Origin of the sequence: Winogradskyella sp., from assembly GCF_013213975.1 — a bacterium.
Lineage (GTDB): Bacteria > Bacteroidota > Bacteroidia > Flavobacteriales > Flavobacteriaceae > Winogradskyella.
Genome location: NZ_JABSST010000019.1, coordinates 1 through 19,965, shown reverse-complemented (window position 1 = coordinate 19,965; position 19,965 = coordinate 1). Strand labels below are relative to the sequence as shown.

18 protein-coding genes and 1 pseudogene are annotated in these 19,965 nt (G+C 32.8%); 7 read left to right on the top strand and 12 right to left on the bottom strand.

From position 1 onward, the window contains the following. Window positions 1-4: 4 nt before the first annotated feature. Together HRU49_RS04120 and HRU49_RS04115 are read left to right on the top strand one after the other, a co-directional pair. Window positions 5-1,291, top strand: coding sequence for a glycosyltransferase family 4 protein (locus HRU49_RS04120; protein WP_296354440.1), 1,287 nt, complete (start codon window positions 5-7; stop codon window positions 1,289-1,291). Window positions 1,292-1,337: 46 nt separating this feature from the next. Then, window positions 1,338-2,795 carry an oligosaccharide flippase family protein gene (locus tag HRU49_RS04115; RefSeq protein ID WP_296354438.1) on the top strand — a complete coding sequence of 486 codons (1,458 nt, stop codon included), beginning with the start codon at window positions 1,338-1,340 and terminating at the stop codon, window positions 2,793-2,795. A 101-nt stretch (window positions 2,796-2,896) separates the two neighbouring features. On the opposite strand, the gene HRU49_RS04110 is transcribed toward HRU49_RS04115, so the two are convergent. Together HRU49_RS04110 and HRU49_RS04105 are read right to left on the bottom strand one after the other, a co-directional pair. Further along, window positions 2,897-4,033: a hypothetical protein gene (locus HRU49_RS04110; RefSeq protein ID WP_296354436.1), complete on the bottom strand. Its 1,137-nt coding sequence runs from the start codon at window positions 4,031-4,033 to the stop codon at window positions 2,897-2,899. A gap of 144 nt (window positions 4,034-4,177) precedes the next feature. After that, on the bottom strand, window positions 4,178-4,855 hold the full coding sequence (locus tag HRU49_RS04105) for a hypothetical protein (protein WP_296354434.1): 678 nt from the start codon (window positions 4,853-4,855) through the stop codon (window positions 4,178-4,180). A gap of 229 nt (window positions 4,856-5,084) precedes the next feature. Here HRU49_RS04105 and HRU49_RS04100 point away from each other — a divergent pair, with 229 nt between their 5' ends. Beyond that, the gene (locus HRU49_RS04100; RefSeq protein ID WP_296354432.1) at window positions 5,085-6,161 is read left to right on the top strand and encodes a DUF3667 domain-containing protein; all 1,077 of its coding nucleotides are present in this window, start codon (window positions 5,085-5,087) and stop codon (window positions 6,159-6,161) included. On the opposite strand, the gene HRU49_RS04095 is transcribed toward HRU49_RS04100, so the two are convergent. Together HRU49_RS04095 and uvrA are read right to left on the bottom strand one after the other, a co-directional pair. Next, window positions 6,158-6,823 carry a hypothetical protein gene (locus HRU49_RS04095; protein ID WP_296354430.1) on the bottom strand — a complete coding sequence of 222 codons (666 nt, stop codon included), beginning with the start codon at window positions 6,821-6,823 and terminating at the stop codon, window positions 6,158-6,160. The two genes, HRU49_RS04100 and HRU49_RS04095, sit on opposite strands and share 4 nt — an antisense overlap. A gap of 2 nt (window positions 6,824-6,825) precedes the next feature. After that, the gene (uvrA, locus tag HRU49_RS04090; RefSeq protein ID WP_296354428.1) at window positions 6,826-9,615 is read right to left on the bottom strand and encodes an excinuclease ABC subunit UvrA; all 2,790 of its coding nucleotides are present in this window, start codon (window positions 9,613-9,615) and stop codon (window positions 6,826-6,828) included. A 233-nt stretch (window positions 9,616-9,848) separates the two neighbouring features. On the opposite strand from uvrA, the gene HRU49_RS04085 reads away from it, so the two are divergent. After that, entirely contained in the window at window positions 9,849-10,433 is a 585-nt protein-coding gene (locus tag HRU49_RS04085) for a sigma-70 family RNA polymerase sigma factor (protein WP_296354426.1), read from the top strand. Window positions 10,434-10,661: 228 nt separating this feature from the next. On the opposite strand, the gene HRU49_RS04080 is transcribed toward HRU49_RS04085, so the two are convergent. Together HRU49_RS04080 and nth are read right to left on the bottom strand one after the other, a co-directional pair. Then, a complete protein-coding gene (locus HRU49_RS04080) occupies window positions 10,662-11,213 on the bottom strand; it encodes a hypothetical protein (protein ID WP_296354425.1) in 552 nt (183 codons plus the stop codon). 46 nt (window positions 11,214-11,259) lie between these two features. Beyond that, the gene (gene nth / locus HRU49_RS04075; RefSeq protein ID WP_296354424.1) at window positions 11,260-11,916 is read right to left on the bottom strand and encodes an endonuclease III; all 657 of its coding nucleotides are present in this window, start codon (window positions 11,914-11,916) and stop codon (window positions 11,260-11,262) included. A gap of 36 nt (window positions 11,917-11,952) precedes the next feature. On the opposite strand from nth, the gene bcp reads away from it, so the two are divergent. After that, on the top strand, window positions 11,953-12,408 hold the full coding sequence (bcp, locus tag HRU49_RS04070) for a thioredoxin-dependent thiol peroxidase (protein WP_296354423.1): 456 nt from the start codon (window positions 11,953-11,955) through the stop codon (window positions 12,406-12,408). Between the two features lie 58 nt (window positions 12,409-12,466). Here bcp and HRU49_RS04065 read toward each other — a convergent pair whose 3' ends face one another. Further along, window positions 12,467-13,918, bottom strand: coding sequence for a TonB-dependent receptor (locus HRU49_RS04065; RefSeq protein WP_296354422.1), 1,452 nt, complete (start codon window positions 13,916-13,918; stop codon window positions 12,467-12,469). A gap of 91 nt (window positions 13,919-14,009) precedes the next feature. Between HRU49_RS04065 and HRU49_RS04060 the strand changes: the two genes are divergently transcribed. Then, window positions 14,010-14,771 (top strand): MBL fold metallo-hydrolase, encoded by a 762-nt coding sequence (locus tag HRU49_RS04060; protein WP_296354421.1) that lies wholly within the window; start codon window positions 14,010-14,012, stop codon window positions 14,769-14,771. A 5-nt stretch (window positions 14,772-14,776) separates the two neighbouring features. Then, the gene (locus HRU49_RS04055; protein ID WP_296354420.1) at window positions 14,777-15,283 is read left to right on the top strand and encodes a hydrolase; all 507 of its coding nucleotides are present in this window, start codon (window positions 14,777-14,779) and stop codon (window positions 15,281-15,283) included. On the opposite strand, the gene HRU49_RS04050 is transcribed toward HRU49_RS04055, so the two are convergent. The 5 genes and pseudogenes from HRU49_RS04050 to HRU49_RS04030 all read right to left on the bottom strand — a co-directional run. Further along, window positions 15,280-15,927, bottom strand: coding sequence for an alpha/beta fold hydrolase (locus HRU49_RS04050; protein WP_296354419.1), 648 nt, complete (start codon window positions 15,925-15,927; stop codon window positions 15,280-15,282). The two genes, HRU49_RS04055 and HRU49_RS04050, sit on opposite strands and share 4 nt — an antisense overlap. A gap of 7 nt (window positions 15,928-15,934) precedes the next feature. Next, window positions 15,935-16,261 carry a hypothetical protein gene (locus HRU49_RS04045; RefSeq protein WP_296354418.1) on the bottom strand — a complete coding sequence of 109 codons (327 nt, stop codon included), beginning with the start codon at window positions 16,259-16,261 and terminating at the stop codon, window positions 15,935-15,937. After that, the gene (locus HRU49_RS04040) at window positions 16,261-17,514 is read right to left on the bottom strand and encodes a dihydroorotase (RefSeq protein WP_296354417.1); all 1,254 of its coding nucleotides are present in this window, start codon (window positions 17,512-17,514) and stop codon (window positions 16,261-16,263) included. Before HRU49_RS04040 ends, HRU49_RS04045 begins: the two co-directional genes overlap by 1 nt. Next, entirely contained in the window at window positions 17,511-19,436 is a 1,926-nt protein-coding gene (locus tag HRU49_RS04035) for a BatA domain-containing protein (RefSeq protein WP_296354416.1), read from the bottom strand. Before HRU49_RS04035 ends, HRU49_RS04040 begins: the two co-directional genes overlap by 4 nt. A 72-nt stretch (window positions 19,437-19,508) precedes the next feature. Next, window positions 19,509-19,965, bottom strand: a pseudogene (locus HRU49_RS04030) (glycosyltransferase family 2 protein); the annotation flags it as partial.

The following is a 19,965-nucleotide window of genomic DNA, read 5'->3' as shown; positions in this document are numbered from 1 at the left end:
TTTTATGGATACTAAAAAGGCACTTATTATTTGTTATTATTGGCCTCCAGCTGGTGGACCAGGCGTGCAACGTTGGTTGAAATTTGTTAAGTATCTACCTGAATTTGGAATAGACCCTATCGTTTATTGTCCACAGAATCCTAATTATCCAATCATAGATCAAAGTTTACTTAATGAGGTTCCTGAGCGTGTTGAAATTATTAAGCTACCGATAAAAGAGCCATACGCCTTGGCTAGACTATTCTCTAAAAAAAGCGCTACAACAATTAGCTCAGGTGTTATTCCAAAAACTAAAAAGCAATCACTAATCGAAAAGTTGATGCTTTATATCAGAGGTAACTATTTTATTCCAGATGCAAGGAAAAACTGGATAGAACCATCAGTGTCATTTTTATCAAACTATCTAAAAGATCACCAAATAGATACAATTATAACTACTGGTCCACCTCATAGTTTACATCTTATTGGATTACAATTAAAACAGCAATTAAACTTAAAATGGATTACAGACTTTAGAGATCCATGGACCACAATAGGATATCATAAAGCATTAAAACTAACTAAATCCTCTGAATTAGAACATGAAACACTTGAAGCACAAGTGTTGAATTCTGCAGATCATATTGTCGTAACTAGTGAGCATACACAAGCTGAATTTAAGACTAAAACAGAACAGCCTATCTCTGTAATTACCAATGGCTATGATAATCACTCAGTAAGGGTAGAGGGTAAAGATGAAAAATTTACATTATCTCATATTGGATCTTTACTTTCTGAACGCAATCCAAAAGTTCTGTGGGAAGTTCTAGCAGAGCTTATCCAATCAAATACAGAATTTGCTTCTAAATTTCAACTTAATTTAGTTGGTGTCGTTAGTGAAGATGTTTTAGAATCTTTAAATAATTCTGGTTTGGAAACTTATGTGAATTTAGTTGGCTATGTGAGTCATAACGACGCTATTAAATTTCAACTTAAATCAAGACTACTATTACTCATCGAAATTGATTCGGAAGACACGAAGGCCATAATTCCTGGAAAACTCTTTGAATATTTAGTTTCTGAAACACCAATTTTGGCTATTGGTCCGGATGATTCAGATATACAGCAAATAATCAAAGAAACCAATACAGGTTCTTATTTTAACTATCAGCAAAAGAAAATGCTTAAGACGCGCATAAGTTCCTGTTTTAAGGCTTATCAGCAAGACGCATTAACTGTTAATCCTACAGGAATTGAGAGATATAGTAGAAAAAACTTAACTAAAGTTCTAACTTCAATTATTAAGAGTTAATGCTGTTTTTGCATATTGAGCGTTTATAGTTGTACTTTGTAAAGCCATGGGTATTGTATTAACACAATCTTTTAAAAATACAATTAGCACTTATCTCGGTTTTGGTTTAGGTGCCATTAATACCTTATTTCTTTATACCAATTTTTTAACTGACGAATATTATGGCTTGGTTGCTTTTTTGCTCTCTGCAGCCAATATTATGATGCCATTTATGGCTTTTGGTGTTCATAATGCTATTATAAAGTTTTATTCGTCTTTTAAAACCAAACAAAGCATTGATAGCTTTCTCACATTGATGCTATTATTGCCATTATTAGTTATTATTCCGGCTGTATTTATTGGCTATTTGTCATATGAAAGTATTGCTATTTTGTTATCTGGGGAAAATCCTATAGTAAAGGATTATCTATGGCATATTTTGGTTTTAGCTATTACAATGGCGTATTTTGAAATTTTCTTTTCATGGGCTAAGGTCCAGATGAAAACCGTTTTTGGCAATATTATGAAAGAAATTTTTCATCGCCTTTGTATCATGGTATTGTTAATTGCAGTGTATTTAAAATGGATCACCGTTAAAGACTTTATTTTAGCATTAGTTGGGGTTTATGTTTTACGAATGCTCATCATGAAGCTATATGCGTTTTCTGTCTGGTCACCTAAATTTCAATTTATAAATTTCGAAGGATTTAGATCTATTTTCAAATATGCACTGCTAATGATCATAGCTGGATCGGTGGCTATGTTAATTTTGGATATTGATAAGTTTATGATTGGATTGCTTCTAGCGCATATTGAACAAGTAGCCTATTATAGTGTTGCAATTTTTATTGCAACTGTTATTGCGGTGCCGCAACGATCTATGCATCAAATAATGATGCCTTTAACTGCTAAATATTTAAATGAAAATAACGCTGAGGCTTTAGAAGATTTGTACAAGCGAAGTTCTTTAAGTTTAATGGTTGTTAGTGGTTTGATATTTCTTTTAATTGTGGTAAATATAAATGCACTTTACGACATTTTACCAACAGAGTTTACAGGTGGATTGTTTGTGGTTTTAATTGTTAGTTTGGCAAAGCTTTATGATAATAGTTTAGGTAATAATAACGCCATCTTATTTAATAGTGACTACTATTTCATGGTGCTTCTTTTTGGAATTGGGCTTGCCATAATGGCAATACTATTAAATCTGATATTTATTCCTATTTATGGGATAGAAGGATCAGCCATAGCCACGTTTCTTGCAGTTTTTATGTATAACACTATAAAAATATTATTTGTAAAGCAGAAGTTTAACATGCTGCCTTACTCTATTCATAGTCTTAAGTTAATTGGAATTCTATTGGTGTTGAGCATGAGTTTCTACTTTTGGGACTTTCAGTTTTATGCTATTCTAAATATCAGTATAAAATCCATTCTAATTTCAGGACTATATATTTGCATCATTTATAAGTTGAATGTATCTGATGACGTATCACAGCTCATAAAAAAGTACCTAAAAATTTAGATACTTTTAATATTTATAAACAAGAAATCCCGCAAGGTGCTCTGAGGCATACATCATACGGGACTTCTACTAACCAACCAAAAAAAATCATGTTTTATTTTTTATCCTCTAGCTCGTCTTGAATTAGACCTTGTAGACCTTTGGTTACTTTGTCTACTTGCATTAGATCTTGATGATACTGAAGACGTTTTTCTTTGCTTCTGAATTGTACTTCGTTGTCTATTGTTTTGCGATGTCGATCTATTATATATACGAGATTCCATCGCATTTGGTTGTCTAACAGAAGTATTTTTTGGGTTTTCTACTTCTTTAGACACAAATCTTTGTGTTCTAGTCACATTTTCATTGCGACTTCTAGTTGTTCTAACCGAATTAGATCTTGTAGGCCTTTCTGGTGTTGACACTCTTGTATTTGAGCTATTACGTGTTGTTCTAACCATAGCACGTGGTCTTGTGGTTTCAGCAAGGCTCGTAGTTCTTCGTCTTGTTATTTCTGCATTTCTACGCGTTACTGTTCTTTGAATAGTACGTTCTCTTTGTGTGCGCGGTGTTTGTACATAATTGCTATTTCTTCTAGTAATCTGTGTATTACCGCGTCTACCATTATTTACATTATAGTATCTCACATTGTTTCTGTATGGTCTATACCAAATGTGTCTTACAGGTGAATAAAACTGTCTGTAAGGATTTACATTAATAACACAATAGTTGACTGGTGGAAGGATATAAAATCTATGCCAAGGCCTCCAAACATAGGCTCTGTTATAAGTGTTGATGAATCCATCATATCGCCAAAAGATATTGTTTCTGTAATACACATTTAAACCGCCAATTCTGCTGATTCTATTAAAACTATTGTATGCGATAAAGATGTCGCCAATCTGGTTAACACGCCCATAGAAATCATAGAAGATTGGTGTGTTTTGAATTTGGATAATTGCACCAAATCTATCGTATTGTACATATGGATTATAGTTGTAACCAGCATTAAAACTTAAAGCAAATCCAGGTGTATTGATTCCAACACTTACATCCGGTCCATTATCTGGAATGTAAAAGTCAAATTGTCCATCTCTATAGACTGAAAATTCAATACCTCCTTCGTTAAATATGAAAGAATTACCATAACCTCTCACGTAATTATTTAATGAAGCTTCTGCTTCTGCTACTCTAATGGTAGTTGCAAATACAGTTGTGCTCACGACAATTAAAACTGCTAATAATAGAATCCGTTTCATAGTTAAAGGGTTTAAAATCATTCGATATATTTTATACAAACAACGTGCCAAAAAATTTAAACAATTGATAATTAGCGCTATATGCTATCAAATAAAAATCCCGAAGCTTTGGGGAAGGTCTTCAGGATTTTTGGCACTCAACATCTATTTAGACTGTGTTGAGTTATCAAGACTTACTTTACGTTTTCTATGCGTCCTTACTTTACCGTTTTTTCGGTAGTAATAGAAGTCATTATCATCATTCCATTCATTATTCCAGTCGTTTTGCCATTCATCATTGGTTTGAAAATTGAAACTATTGCTGCGATTATTAAGGTTAACATGACCTCTAATACCAATAACTTTTCCATATCTATTGTACAATAACCTTAACCCCCCGACTTGCTTTAATTGTCCTATACGATAACTCATGTAAACAGAGCCAGCGCGTTTTATACGTCCACGTCTATCATAATTGATAAATACATTTCCAATTCGTCTTACTCGACCAAGTCGGTCATGAGTAATTAAAACACCTCGATTAACTTTGTGGTATCGTGTTCCTGGCGCCCCATAGGTTCGATTTGTTCCTCTTCTATTATGTCTGTAATAATAGTGTCCATCTCGAGATCTCGTTGCAAACACATCTGTATTAAAGTCGAAACTTCCATCTGGAAAGATTAGAAATTCTACACCACGTTCTACAAACAATATTGGTTGTGTAAAACGGTAGCGCGTATTATTTAAATCTTCCCCATTTAAAACAGCATATCCTGCTGTTGCGTTTACGGTAGATATTATTCCTAATAACATCATTACCAAAAAAAGTAATTTACTTTTCATAATTAATAGGTTTTTAGATTTACCTAGTCACTAACTCCTTTAGGACTTTTAGGTATACGCAATATGTTCTTAATACCCAATTAGCGTGCCAAAACTATAAGAGGTTGATAAACAATTATCTAAAAATATTTTTAAACGCTAATATGTTACATTTTACATATTGATTCTTCTTATTTAAAGACGCGATATTATAAATTTCATTATTTTTAAACCAGACTAACCATCATAAATGCGTACAGAAAAAATTAATTGTAAGAATTGTGATCAGCTCTTCGAGATGGGCTTTCAATTTTGTCCGCATTGTGGTCAGAAGACTAATGATGATCTCACAATTGGTGTGTTATTTTATAATACCATTAGTAATTATTTTTCTTTTGACGCAAGATTTTTCAAGAGTTTTCTGCCTTTAATGTTTAAACCAGGTTATTTAGCTAAGAAGTTTTTAGAAGGGAAGCGATTGTTGTACCTGCATCCAGCTCAGATGTACTTATTTATTTCTGTTATTTTCTTTTTTATTATATCTTTTAGTACTAGAGAATTGGTGACTAAGGCTAATGAAATCAATGAAAAAGTAGTTGCGAGTAATCCTGCCACTAAAGTAGAAAATGATAGTGTAAAAAATGTCCTTGATTCGATAGCAATATCAAAAGCCATGGTGCCTTTGGAAGCTAATAAAGCACTATTAGGTTTAAAGGATGAGGATTTAAAATTAACTGATTCTATCTTAAAACAAGGGGCTAAAAAGAGTAATTCTAAAAATATAACCTGGGATTTTGATAAGGAGAAAGTAGATTCTTTAATTGTTGCAGGTGCAGATAAAGAAATTGTTTTAAAAGCAATGGGAATGTCTGATGATCCAGGATATTTTGAAAGACGCATCTTTGAAAATTTACTTAAAATCACTAAGGGAAGAGGTGCAGGTGGCATTGTACAAGCTTTTTTTGATAGTATTCCTATTTCAATGTTTTTCTTGTTGCCACTGTTTGCATTTATATTAAAGATATTTTATTTCAATAAAGGCAGATACTCTCACCATTTAGTATTTAGTTTTTATTTTTTCTCATTTCTATTTACCGTATTTAGTATTCTTTTCGGTGTTAACAGGTTTATATATGACATACCAAACTGGATTGATTGGCTTATTGCTATATCAACCTATTTCTATTTTTTAATCTCTCTTATTAAGTTTTATGGTCAGAATTGGTTTTTATCTTGGATTAAGAGTGGTATAATTACGTTTACCTTTCTTATGTTTATTGTACCAATGTCGTTTAGTGTACTGGTTTTATTAGCATTTATTTTCTAAGAGTTTTTCCAATTAATTGAGGTTGAGTCTTCAGCGGATTTCACATGCCATAATGGTACGTTGAGATAAGCGCATAAAATTTCGGCATCGTCCAATAAACCTTGTAAGTTATTATGGTCTATAAGATGGACTCTTTTTAGATTTTCAAGTACGAGGTTTAATTCAAAACTATTTCTTTTAAGTTTTGATTCTTCAGCAACCAATTCTTCTCCTAAAACCTGTATTGCTATAATGTCACTAAGCTTATATTTAAAATAAGCTAGCTGATGCGGAAATAATGGAAAACCTTTATAGTAAAGATTATGTCTTTTACTAAAGGTAAAATACTTTAAATTTCCGAATAGACTTAAGAGTAGTGTAAAAGAAAAATATCCAAAGACTAAATAAAAAACTGTGTTACTTAATAAAAATTTAAGGTTGTTTGAAACACTGTATTTATAACTTATAAAACCAATAAAAGCCAAGGGAAGTCCAAAAAAAACTACAGATTCAAAACCTAAGCGAGCATTAAGTTTGAAGCAAAGGTTATTTCTTCTAGTTTTGTGAAGTGAGTGGGTTTCATAATTAGGTCCACCACGATTTAATAAATAGGTGCTAACCTTTTTTCTTGCATTTTCTCTTGCCTCTATAGCTTCTTGATGGAATCCTTCTGGTGATTCCATAGTTACAGTTTTTCTTGTAGATATTTTCCAGTAATAGAATCAGAATTACTTACTAATTCTTCTGGTGTTCCAAGGGCAATGAGTTGTCCACCCTGTTTGCCCCCTTTTGGTCCGAGATCAATAATATGATCAGCACATTTTATAAGATCTATATTGTGTTCGATTACGATTATTGAATGCCCTTTAGCTATTAGAGCCTGAAAAGATGATAAGAGCTTCTGTATGTCATGGAAATGCAACCCAGTTGTTGGTTCATCAAAAATGAAAAGCGCGTTATCACTTTTACTTCCTTTTCCTAAGAAGGTTGCCAATTTTATACGTTGAGCTTCGCCACCAGAAAGGGTAGAAGAGGACTGCCCTAAAGTAACATAGCCTAGCCCAACGTCTTGAAGCGGTTGTAATTTATTTTGAATTTTAGTTTGCTTATAGGTCTTAAAAAAATCAATAGCATCATCAATAGTCATACTTAAGATGTCGTGAATGGACTTGCCTTCAAATTGTACTTCTAAGATTTCTTTTTTAAAACGTTTTCCGCCACAAGTATCACAGGTTAAATGGACATCAGCCATAAACTGCATCTCAATGGTCACTTCTCCTTCACCTTTACACGTTTCACAGCGTCCACCATCTACATTAAAACTGAAGTGCTTGGCTTGGTAATTTCGTATCTTACTTAACTTTTGAGCGGCAAACAATGCGCGAATATCATCATAAGCTTTTATGTAGGTTACAGGGTTGGAACGGGATGATCGTCCTATCGGGTTTTGATCTACAAACTCTACATGCTGAATGTTTGAGAAATTACCTGTCATTTCAGAAAACTGGCCAGCCTTATCACTAAAACCTGTTAATTTCTTTTGGATAGAAGGGAACAGTATATTTTTAACCAAAGTACTCTTGCCACTTCCTGAGACTCCAGTGACAACAGTGAGCATATTCAAAGGGAAGCTCACATCAATATTCTTTAAATTGTTTTCTCTTGCTCCTAGGATATCGATATGATATTTAGAGGTTCTTCGCTTTTCAGGTACTCTAATTTCTAATTGTCCATTTAAATATTGAGCTGTAAGTGTTGTAGATGCGAGAATATTATTAAAATTTCCAGTGGCTACAATCTCACCACCAAGGGTGCCAGCTTCAGGACCTATATCTATAATTTCATCAGCAGCCTTCATGATATCTTCGTCATGTTCAACAACAATTACTGTATTGCCTAAGTCACGTAAAGACTTTAAAACATTAATTAATCGCTCTGTATCTTTTGGATGCAAGCCTATACTGGGCTCATCTAATATATACATCGAACCGACCAAACTACTTCCTAATGAGGTTGCTAAATTAATACGTTGGCTTTCCCCGCCCGATAAAGTGTTTGAACGCCTGTTTAATGTTAAATAGTCCAAACCAACATTTGCTAAGAAATCTAATCGCGTATTTATTTCTGTAAGGAGACGTCTTGCAATTTTTTCATCATAAGCATTGAGTTCAAGCCCATTAAAGAAGTTTCTAAGTTCATTGAGTGGAAGGTCCACTAAATCTGTAATTGTAGCACCATTTATTTTAACATAACTAGCTTCTTTACGTAAGCGTTTACCTTTGCAAACATTACATTTTGTTTTACCACGGTACCGGGACAGCATAACGCGGTTCTGAATTTTGTAGGCTTTCGATTCCAATTCAGCAAAAAAGCTGTCTAATCCTTCAAAATAGGCATTCCCAGACCATATTAATGCTTTATGTTCTGTACTAAGTTCAAAATATGGCTTATGTATAGGGAAATCAAATTTGTGAGAATTATTCACTAACTGATCCCTATACCAACTCATACTTTCACCTCTCCATGGAAAAATGGCATTCTCATATACAGATAAGGCTGTATTAGGGATGACTAAGTCCTCATCAATACCAATAACATCACCATATCCTTCACATTTTGGACAAGCACCGTAAGGATTATTAAAGCTAAATAAATGAACATTTGGCTCTAGAAACTGCATGTCGTCTAGCTCAAACTTATTATTAAAACTCATCTGCGAATTATCGAATAGCGATTCAATAATACAGCTCCCAACCCCTTCAAAAAAAGCAGTCTCAATGGCATCTGCCAAACGATTTAAAAAATCTTCATCGTCTTTGTAAACAATTCTATCTACAACAAGATATAGGTCTTTATCTGACAAAATAGCTTCGTTTAAGGCATCATCAATTCTTAAGACCTTGCCCTTATATTTAATTCTCGCATAACCTTGTTGCAAAAGGGTCTGTAATTTATTGTCTATAGTACGACCTTCCTCTAATAGAATAGGAGAGAGCAACAGTAATTTGGAACCTTCATCGTATTTAGTGATGTGTTCTATGACATCTGTAACTGTATGCTTTTTCACCTCGTTTCCAGAAATGGGTGAAAAGGTTTTACCAACTCTTGCAAATAATAATTTAAGATAGTCGTAAATCTCTGTTGTTGTGCCTACAGTAGATCTAGGATTTGTTGAATTTACTTTTTGTTCTATCGCAATGGCAGGCGCTATTCCTTTAATATAATCTACTTTAGGTTTATTGAGTCGACCTAAAAACTGTCTGGCATAACTCGAAAGACTTTCTACATAGCGTCGTTGTCCTTCTGCATATAAGGTATCAAAGGCTAAACTAGACTTTCCTGAACCAGATAATCCGGTAATAACTACTAATTTATTTCTAGGGATAACAACATCAATATTTTTAAGGTTATGCAGTTTAGCACCTTTAATAATGATGCTTTCTTTAGGATTTACATCTAAAATAGTAGTGTTCATTGGATTTGTTCGCGTATAATTTTGCAAAGATACGTTATCTATTTAAGCTGATAAAATGCATAATTAATAGATTAAATGTTAAAATTTGGTGCTTTTTTTTGCTTTTTCAGAATGATTGTTATTATATTTACAACATTATTACGCAATAAAACAACACTGTATAGCATAACATTACTCTAGAAAATTTTAACCCCTTGACAAGAAGTTCACTTCTTGCTACTAAGAGTAATATTATGAAACAAGAACTTATCCAGGACGCAGAGTTGGTTAGTAACTACATTAGAGGAGACGAAAGAGCACTATCAGTGTTGATAGAACGTCATAAACAGAAAATTTACAGTTTTATATATTCTAAAGTTTATGATAAAGATATTACTGAAGATGTTTTTCAGGATACTTTTATCAAAGTAATTAGGACATTAAAACGTGGAAAATATAATGAGGAGGGTAAATTTTTACCATGGGTAATGCGTATTGCGCACAATTTGGTTATTGACCATTTTAGAAAGAATAGCCGTATGCCAAAATTTGATAATGCAGGGGAGTTTAGCATATTTTCGATTTTAAGTGATTCTTCACTAAATGCAGAAAAGAGTATGATTAAAACTCAAGTAGCGTCTGATGTAAGACGGGTTATTGAAGAATTGCCCGAAGATCAAAAACAAGTGCTTGTAATGCGTATGTATCAGGATATGAGTTTTAAAGAAATCTCTGAAAGAACAGGTGTTAGCATAAATACAGCTTTAGGTAGAATGCGATATGCATTGATTAATATGCGAAAGGTTATTGAACAAAATAATATAGTTTTAACAAATTGATACAATAAAGTGTTTTTTGATGCGTTTTTAACATATAATAAACTCTAATTTATTAGTATGGAAAAAATTTACTCTAACGCTTCCCCAAAAAATGATAACCTAAAACCAAAAGAAGAAACGATAAGTTTCCTTTTGAATTATTCAAAGGCTTTAAGTGTTATAAATTATAATAAATTGAAGTTTGAAGCACTTCTAAATTAAGTTGGAAATAATCCTGATTTGAAAAAATCAGGATTTTTTTGTGAATCGTAATTCCTCGTAATTGTACGTTCTAAGATATTCTTGTTGTAATTCTCTCAAAAACGAAACAATCTCTTTATGTTTAGGATGCTTCTCTAGCAAACAATTCTTTAGGCTTTCATCATAAACGGTTATAATAATATACCAATGTCCTGTTCTTGAGGAATAATTATTCTCGAAGGCAGTAAGCCCTGTTTTCTCTTCTAATACTAAATCAGTAACCACTAGTCCAACATTAGCAATTTCATCTGTTCGCTCTACTTCATGATACGTTAAATTGTAAGTACTGTTGTTTATATTAATAGTTGTGTTAAGACCAACATTTACATGATTAAGATTGTATTTTGTGTTTAGGTAGTTGTAGAATTCGTTTGCATCTTTAGGGTCTTTAAAAATGTATGAGGTCTCATTGGGCAATTTTCTTTGAAATTTTTTAGCCTTCATAATTTTATAATCCTTGTTTTTAAACTTTGGTGCAATTTTATAGGGAATACAAGATGTAGCTATAAGTGTAAAGAGTAGAATTATAGTTTTTTTCATTGATTGGAAGTTTCACAACAAGGAGCAATAATTATACCAAGAACTGTTATTTCTTTTTTTTAAGGTGTTTATTTATAACACTTTTTCTGCCAACAGTTTTAGTAATTACATCCTTATCTAAATCCCAACCACGAGCGGGTGAATACTCTCTACCGTACCAAATTATTTGAAGGTGAAGGTCATTCCATAGTTCTTTTGGGAATAGACGTTTGGCATCCTTTTCGGTTTGAACAACATTTTTACCATTAGTTAAATTCCAACGGTACATTAACCTATGAATATGAGTGTCTACAGGAAATGCAGGAATTCCAAAAGCTTGAGATAATACAACAGCGGCAGTTTTATGACCCACTGCAGGTAAGGCTTCGAGTTCTTCATAAGTTTTTGGGACTTCCCCATTATGTTTATCAATAAGGATATGAGATAGACCGTGAATCCCTTTACTCTTCATTGGTGATAGTCCAACAGGTTTTATAATATCTCTAATCTCCTCTACACTTAATTTAATCATGTCATATGGATTGTCGGCTCTTTCAAACAGCAGTGGTGTAATTTGGTTGACTCTTACATCTGTGCTTTGTGCAGACATTAAAACCGCAATCAATAGGGTGTATGGATCTTTATGATCTAAAGGTATAGGAATCTCTGGATAAAGTTCATTTAACGTATTTATAACAAACTCTACCTTTTCTTGTTTTGTCATTCATCGTATTTTTACAAAAACAAAATTAAAGTAATTATGACGCATTTAAAAGTAGGTGATAAAGCACCAAATTTTTCAGGAGTTGATCAAGATGGAAATACAATTAGCCTTGCAGACTATGCAGGTAAGAAATTAGTGGTTTTCTTTTATCCAAAAGCGAGTACACCTGGTTGCACAGCCGAAGCCTGTAATCTAAATGATAATTATGATAGATTTAAAGCTCAAGGCTTTGAGATTTTAGGTGTTAGTGCAGATAGTCCTAAGCGTCAATCAAATTTTAAAAATAAATATGGTTTTCAATATCCGTTATTAGCAGATGAAGACAAATCTGTGATTGAGGCTTTTGGTGTTTGGGGACCAAAGAAGTTTATGGGCAAAGAATATGATGGTATTCATAGAACTACTTTTATAATTGATGAAAATGGGATATTGTCTAATGTAATTACAAAAGTAAAAACCAAAGAACATACGGCTCAAATCTTAGCAGATTAGATATTTAAACAAAAAAACGACTTAGATTTAAGTCGTTTTTTATTATTAGTCTATCGCATTATTTATGGATTACTTCTTCAGATTCACAGCCAAATAAACTTTGTGCTTTAATTAAATTAGCAACACCTTCTGGCAACATGGTTTCCCAACCGGTTTTGCCTTCCGCAATCATTTTTAGAACTTTACGTGAAAACACGGATAAGTTTGATGTGTCAAAATCAGTAATATCAACAACCTTACCGTTATACTTGAAGAACTTGTAAAGTTCCTTCATACGCGGATGTACTTTGAGATTTTCACTCGTTGTTAGCGTACCATCTTCATTTTGCATTGGGTAAAGATACACGCGTAAATCCTTGTAGAATAGTTTCCCAAAGGCTTCGAGAATTCCACCGCTTAAATGGCGATAATACTTTTCATCAAAAATATCTACCAAGTTATTGACACCTAATGCTAGACCCATTCTGTTCTTACTGTATTGTGAGAAGTATTCCACTAGTTTATAGTACTCTTGAAAGTTTGAAATTAATACAGTTTGACCAAGGGAGCATAAAAGTCGTGCTCTATCCATAAAGTCTTGTTCATCTATTTCACCTTCTGCTCTAAGGTTTGAGAGGGTAATTTCGAATATAACCTGTGTTTTTTCTTTATCTACCTTATTTTCTTTAATAAACATCTCGTATGACTTCTCATACATATCCATGTTTACTTTTGTTACCGGTCTAAAACTACCTCTAAGGGCTAAAATATTTTTCTTGTAAAGAACTCTTGCAGGTAAAACATTATTTCCATCTGGGGCAAACATTACGGCATCCGTCATACCATTTTTAACAAGTTGTAAACTCATTAAGCGATTGTCGACATCTTTAAAGACAGGACCGTCAAAATTTATAGTATCAATTTCAACCTGATCTTTGTCTAAATGATCATATAAATACCGTAGTAATTTACGTGGTTGATTATACTTGTAAAAAGCACCATAAATCAAATTCGTTCCTAGCTTTCCTAAAGTTTCCTGCTGTAAACGCGCATCATTTTCTTTAAAGCGAATATGAAGTACAATCTCGTTATATTCACCTTTAGGTTCTACCTGAAATCTTATACCCACCCAACCATGGCCTTTATACTTCTTTGCGAAATCTATTGTAGCCACTGTATTGGCGTACGTAAAGAAAATTTTATTTGGATTGTCATCTCTTGGAATACGTTCTTCCATTAAGTTAACTTCATGCACTAACATCTTACGAAGTCTCGCTTCTGTTACATAACGCTTATCGTTTTCGATTCCATAAATAGCATCACTAAAATGTTTGTCATAGGCAGACATGGCTTTTGCGATTGTGCCAGAAGCTCCTCCAGCTCTAAAGAACTGACGTACAGTTTCTTGGCCAGCACCAATCTCTGCAAATGTCCCATAAATGTCTTTATTAAGATTAATACGTAAAGCTTTGTCTTTTAGAGAAGGAATATTCTCAATATGAAAGTCGCCTTTATACGTTATTTCTTCCATGGATATTGGGATTGTATCTGAGCTACAAAGGTATCAAATTAGTACTTCAAACAAAAAAATAAGCTTATTTTTGTTATAAACTTAACACCTTTTGAAAGTAACATTTTTAGGTACTGGCACTTCACAAGGCATCCCAATAATCGGTAGTACTCATCCCGTTTGTTTAAGTGAAAATCCAAAGGATAAACGTTTACGTGTTTCAATTTTACTAGAATGGGATGGCTTTACTTATGTAGTTGATTGTGGTCCAGATTTTAGGCAACAAATGTTACGTGTAAATGTCAAAAAATTAGACGGTCTAATTTTTACTCATGAGCACGCAGATCATACAATGGGACTTGATGATATAAGACCATTCTTTTTTAGACAAGGTGATATTAATTTGTATGCGCATAAGCGCGTATTTAATGCACTTGCAAAACGGTTTGACTATATATTTACAACGAAAGAAAAATATCCTGGTGTTCCAAGTGTGATACAGCATGAAATTAAGAATGAAACCTTTCAATTGGGTAATTTAGATGTTATTCCTGTCGATGGTTTGCACCATAAACTGCAAGTATTTGGTTTTAGGTTTGACAATTTTGCCTATTTGACCGATATGAAAACCGTTCCTGATGAAGAAGTTAAAAAGTTAGAAAATCTTGATGTGTTGGTGGTTAATGCATTACGTGAAGAACCCCATATTTCACATTTTAATCTTGAGGAAGCCCTACAGTTTATTGAAAAAGTAAAGCCTAAACGCGCCTATTTAACGCATATAAGTCACCTATTAGGTTTTCATGACGACGTACAACAAAAACTACCAGAAAACGTTTTTCTGGCATACGATAATTTAAAAATTACGATTTAAGATTTATGAAGGCACGAGTATTAACGTATCTCCTAATTTTTTCAGTACTGCTGCTTATTTTTCAGTATGTGAATTCAAAAAACATAATTGATAAGTACGAAAAGGATATTAAAGGATTTAAGAATACAATTGAGGAACAAAGCACGACGATTTCTCAATTAGAGGAGCAAAACTTTGAACTCGGTTATTTTAATATTGAAGGTAATGATAATGCTTTAGACTACTTTATAGCTCAAGGATACAATGCAGACGAACTAATAACTGCAATTACTGACGGTCTATATAATATGAACGATTATAAAGGAGATGATCATCCGATTGTGCCGTTTGTATCACTAACTGGATCAAAACTTCTTATTAATAAAATCAGAATTCTTAATCACCGTTGGATTGTTGCTAATTTTACCGATGGTGAGTATTGGGGAGAAATATTCGTCACCTATGATATAGACGAAAACAACAACTTAAAATATAAGTTGGTTGAATATTTTATGTACCCAAAAATTAATTAGATATAGTTTTTTAACCAGTCTTTAAAATCATAAAAATTCTGAGGTGCAACACCGTGACCAACAGGGTACTCTTTGTAAATATGGTTAATATCTATTACCTCTAAAAATGTAGGTGTTTGTCTTGCCCAGTCCACAGGAATTACTTGATCTACTGTGCCATGAGAGCAGAAAAAGTTTAAATGCGAAACCTCTGATTTTTCAATTGTTTCTGGTAAAATTTCTTTGTTTGAATATCCACTTAATGCAACAATGTTTTTAACTTTTTTCGGATAATTAAGCGCTACAGCACAGCTTAAAATCGTGCCTTGACTAAAACCTAGTAATGTAACGTTATCAGGATTTACGGGATAGGTGTTTACTGCGTAATCAATAAACTTTGAGATTGCATCAACAGACGCTTTCGCTTGTACATTATCACACCACTTTCCTTGAACAGCATCAAAATTAATGGCATACCAAGCATTACCATAAGGCTGCATTGGATAAGGAGCTCTTAGTGATATAATAAATAATTCTTCCGGTAGTTCTGAAGCGAATGAAAACAAATCATTTTCGTCACTTCCATAACCATGACACATAATCAATAAAGGAGCGTTTTTTTCTAATACCGATTTACGAGTAATGTAATAAAGATCTGAGGACATTAATTTGTTACTTTAAGTTTTTAAACCAGTCTTGAAAATAGTGACCTAAAACTGGTAGAAGTTTATATTCACCTTTTATGGCGTATATGAGGCAATATAACCAACCTACAAACGTAATAAACCAAATTCCAGTGCCTAACCAAGAGTTGACAAACTTTTCACATAAATTGGAGAAACCAACCATGATAATTAGTCCAATCATCTGTCTGGCATGAAAAAAAACGTATGGGTTTCTCTTTTCTTGATTCATTGTAACTGCAATGAGAAAGCCAATTGGTGTTATATAGTTGATTATGGCTAGCGTTTTTCCTGCCTTAATATCTTCTTGTGTCATTATTTCAACGCAATTTTATTATTTGAAATAACTCCAAATACTTCTCCTTTTAATTCCAGCCCTAAAAATGCGCTATTTTTTGATTTGGACGTAATCTTTGATTTACTAAATGTAGTAGATGGAGTAGGATTAAACAAGCTTAAATCTGCCATTTCTCCAACATTAATGCAATGCTCTGCGATATTGAATCTTGACTTACCAGAAGTCAACAAACTAATTGCCTTTTTAGTTGTAAACGCAGTTTGTAACGCACCAAAAGCTGATTCTAAACCAATGGTTCCATATTTGGCATAGTCAAATTCAATTTTTTTATCCTCAATATCAATTGGGTTATGATCGGAAGTCACCATATCAATTGTTCCATCTTTAAGCCCTTCAATAAGAGCATCACAATCATTCTGGGTTCTTAGCGGTGGCAATACTTTGTAACGCGTGTCAAACCCTTCAAGCGTATCATCTGTTAAAACAAGATTATGAATTGCCACACTACACGTCACATCTAATTTCCTAGCTTTAGCAGCTCTTATAAGTTCCACTGATTTTGCTGTAGAAATTGTTGGAATATGAAGTTTTCCTTGTGTGTATTCTAAAATAAAGAGGTCTCTAGCAATTTGCAAATCTTCTGCTAAGGTTGGATTTCCTTTAAGCCCTAATCGTGTGCTATTAATGTTTTCATTGACAACACCTAGTCCTGAGATTCTAGATTCCTGAGGAAAGGAACAAACTAACCCATTAAAATTACTTGCATACTGCAAGGCAATTTTCAATAAATTAGGGTTGCTAACAGGTTTTTGATAGTCATAAAAAGCAACTGCACCTGCATTACTCATATCAAACAATTCAGCTAAATCTTCACTTTTGCTACCTTGGGTTAGAGCACCAACAGGATAGAGCATAGTTGCCTTATTTTGTGCCTTTGATTTAACGAATGTGATGGCTGCATAGCTGTCAATGACAGGGTTTGCATTTGGATTTAAAGCAACTGCCGTAAAACCTGATTGTGCAGCAGTGGTTAATCCGTTGTCTATTGTTTCTCGCTCTTCATAACCCGGTTCACCAAAGGATACACTAGAATCAAACCACCCTTGAGATACGTGAAGGTTTTCCCGTTTAATTTCTTTATAATGATTAGGATTCGAAATGCGTTTAGATATCTTAGAAATTCGGCCTTTTTCAATTAAAATATCAACTGTCTCATTGTGAAAATCACTTTTAGAATCAACGATAGTTGCAGATTTTATGAGTGCGTTCATTTAAGATATTTTAGCAGAAGTATTTCTATTATTAAGAATACTAGCGCAAAAATAACAAACCATTTCCATAGTGCATTAATAGTTGTGCTACTTTTTATATCATTTATAGTTTCTTCAAGATTATTAAAAGTTAAAACGTCATCTAACGCATTGATATCGAAATAAAGCAGCTGACTTTCATCACGATTATAATTAAAACTTAAGTTTTCAAGACGTCTTGCTTTATTCTTAACTTCTAATATTCCTGCTTCATTTGGAAACTCTGAAGTTTCAATAACTACAGAATTACTATATGTTTTTTGTAAGGGAATTACAGAATTGTTGGCTGAATGGAGTGTTAAGATTTCATCTTGACCTAATGAGCTTGGAATAGCAATGGTGTTAGGTTGCCCTATAGTGTAATACAGTTGAGCTAACTCTAAGCTTTGGATACCCAGATTATAAAGTACAGGAACTATTAAGGGTGAATTTTTGAAATTAGAATTATCCTTATTTAAAGCAGAAGAAAATATGTAAAATCCGTTTGAGCCACTTAAAAAAGAGTTTTCGTCTTCATAGGATAAAACGGTATTCATACTACTGCTAAAAACATAAGATTTATTCACTTTTGGATATTGAAAATTACTCACTTTCGAGTAAAAAGCATTAGCTAATAGTGGATGATTATAATTAATAGTTGTAACACGTTTTTCACTGCTATTTAAAGCGACGATGTTATTATTTGTAAATTCCTTAAAAATTTGACTATAAGAATTTAAAGAGATGTCAACTGAAGGAATAATTATAATATGACCTCCTTCATTTTTAAATAATTTAAGTGCAGATAATAAGGCGTCTGTAATACGCTCTAATTCATTTAAAATAATTAAGTTTTGATCTGGAATGAGATTAAAATTTAAAGCATTAATTCCAAAAGAAAGATATTCAAATTCATCAGATGTGTAAATACGTTTAAGGAAGTCATCACTACTATTGTTATTAATGGTTAAAACCTTAATCTTTGGTTTAGAATTAAAATTAAAATAGAATGTATTATCATATTGTAAACCATTATCTTCAATAACTAATTTACCATTAAATCCATTTTTGTTGGCTATTGTAAAAATAGTTTCAGCTTCTGTTTCAACATCTAATGCGCTCTTTGTTAGTAATGTCTCATTGTTATATAAAGAAACGGTTACGTTGGAGTTAGTGTTACCTTGATTTGAAAGTAAAACCTTTAAGTCTATAGTTTCGGCATTAGTGTTTGAAATATATAAACTGTCAATACTAACATTTGTTGTAATTGCGGGCTTTGGTTGTACTAGCTTTAAGTTATATGAACTGTCAGCTACAAGAGTTAATGCTTTATCTTTTTGCTGAAAGTCTGAAACCAAGACTAAATTTTTTGTTGAAGTTTGGTCGTTTGAGAATAATTGCTTGCCTTTTAATAAAAGTACATCATAATTAAGTTGAGTTGGTGAGTGCTCCAATTGTATGAGTTCATTCTTAATTGCCTTAATGGATGTGCTTTTATAGGTTGTTGTATTAGTAAATAAGCTAATAGTCTCATCCTCAGGTAAACCGTTAATCATATCCTGAATTGCTTCATTAAGTAAGGAGCCATTATTGCCCTGGGCTTCCATACTAAAGGAATTATCTAAATAAATTACGGTTTCTTGGGATTCATTGAAATCTTTTTCATTAGGGATGTACGGCTGAGAAAAGGCGACTATAGCAAAGGCTAAGAGTAATAATCTAGATACTAAGGTTAGCCACTTTTTCAATTGAGAACTTTTTCTTGTTTGCAGTTTAACAGATTTCAAAAACTTCACATTTGTAAATTGGACCTTTTGAAAACGACGTAACTGAAATAAGTGAATAAGAACAGGAATTATAAGTAAAAAAAGCGCGTAAAGTAATTCGGGATATTTAAACTGCATTCCAGTAAAAAAAGTTTATAAAATCAAATATAGAAAATGATAAAAGATAACAACCTGTAGCTTTTGAGAAATTTAACAAAACAAAAAATAATCTCTAGCAGCCTTCATATTTTGCTTTTGGAGGTAGGTTTTAATCTTTAATTGTTCATCTTCATTGGCCACAGTAACAATGCTCTGAGGTTTATGTAGTTCGGATAGGTACTCAAAATTTAAAAGCGCGTGATCATAAATAGTTTTTCCTATTTTTTTAGTGTTGTTGCAGATCCAATAAAATGGTATATCTTCTTTAATGAGCAATTTAGCAACTGTTTTTCCTTTATTTCCAGCTCCCCAAATTGTTAGTGGTCGTTTTTCATCATAATCTAATTCTAAAAAGTAATGCACTTTTATCTCTAGAAAATAATTGATAGCATAATGCTCATGAGTTCGAGATGTTCTAGTACTATAGTCTCGCCAATGTAATAGCACTTGATCGCAAGGAATACATTTATAACCAGCTCTATAAAACCGGAAGGTTAAATCATAATCT

What these genes read in the sequence shown, in the direction of transcription:
- HRU49_RS04085 (WP_296354426.1), top strand. Translation starts at nt 9,849, where the DNA reads ATGAAACAAGAACTTATCCAGGACGCAGAGTTGGTTAGTAACTACATT.
- HRU49_RS04110 (WP_296354436.1), bottom strand. Translation starts at nt 4,033, where the DNA reads ATGAAACGGATTCTATTATTAGCAGTTTTAATTGTCGTGAGCACAACT.
- HRU49_RS04045 (WP_296354418.1), bottom strand. Translation starts at nt 16,261, where the DNA reads ATGACACAAGAAGATATTAAGGCAGGAAAAACGCTAGCCATAATCAAC.
- HRU49_RS04115 (WP_296354438.1), top strand. Translation starts at nt 1,338, where the DNA reads ATGGGTATTGTATTAACACAATCTTTTAAAAATACAATTAGCACTTAT.
- HRU49_RS04120 (WP_296354440.1), top strand. Translation starts at nt 5, where the DNA reads ATGGATACTAAAAAGGCACTTATTATTTGTTATTATTGGCCTCCAGCT.
- HRU49_RS04100 (WP_296354432.1), top strand. Translation starts at nt 5,085, where the DNA reads ATGCGTACAGAAAAAATTAATTGTAAGAATTGTGATCAGCTCTTCGAG.
- bcp (WP_296354423.1), top strand. Translation starts at nt 11,953, where the DNA reads ATGACGCATTTAAAAGTAGGTGATAAAGCACCAAATTTTTCAGGAGTT.
- HRU49_RS04095 (WP_296354430.1), bottom strand. Translation starts at nt 6,823, where the DNA reads ATGGAATCACCAGAAGGATTCCATCAAGAAGCTATAGAGGCAAGAGAA.
- HRU49_RS04065 (WP_296354422.1), bottom strand. Translation starts at nt 13,918, where the DNA reads ATGGAAGAAATAACGTATAAAGGCGACTTTCATATTGAGAATATTCCT.
- nth (WP_296354424.1), bottom strand. Translation starts at nt 11,916, where the DNA reads ATGACAAAACAAGAAAAGGTAGAGTTTGTTATAAATACGTTAAATGAA.
- HRU49_RS04035 (WP_296354416.1), bottom strand. Translation starts at nt 19,436, where the DNA reads ATGCAGTTTAAATATCCCGAATTACTTTACGCGCTTTTTTTACTTATA.
- HRU49_RS04105 (WP_296354434.1), bottom strand. Translation starts at nt 4,855, where the DNA reads ATGAAAAGTAAATTACTTTTTTTGGTAATGATGTTATTAGGAATAATA.
- HRU49_RS04080 (WP_296354425.1), bottom strand. Translation starts at nt 11,213, where the DNA reads ATGAAAAAAACTATAATTCTACTCTTTACACTTATAGCTACATCTTGT.
- HRU49_RS04040 (WP_296354417.1), bottom strand. Translation starts at nt 17,514, where the DNA reads ATGAACGCACTCATAAAATCTGCAACTATCGTTGATTCTAAAAGTGAT.
- HRU49_RS04050 (WP_296354419.1), bottom strand. Translation starts at nt 15,927, where the DNA reads ATGTCCTCAGATCTTTATTACATTACTCGTAAATCGGTATTAGAAAAA.
- HRU49_RS04055 (WP_296354420.1), top strand. Translation starts at nt 14,777, where the DNA reads ATGAAGGCACGAGTATTAACGTATCTCCTAATTTTTTCAGTACTGCTG.
- uvrA (WP_296354428.1), bottom strand. Translation starts at nt 9,615, where the DNA reads ATGAACACTACTATTTTAGATGTAAATCCTAAAGAAAGCATCATTATT.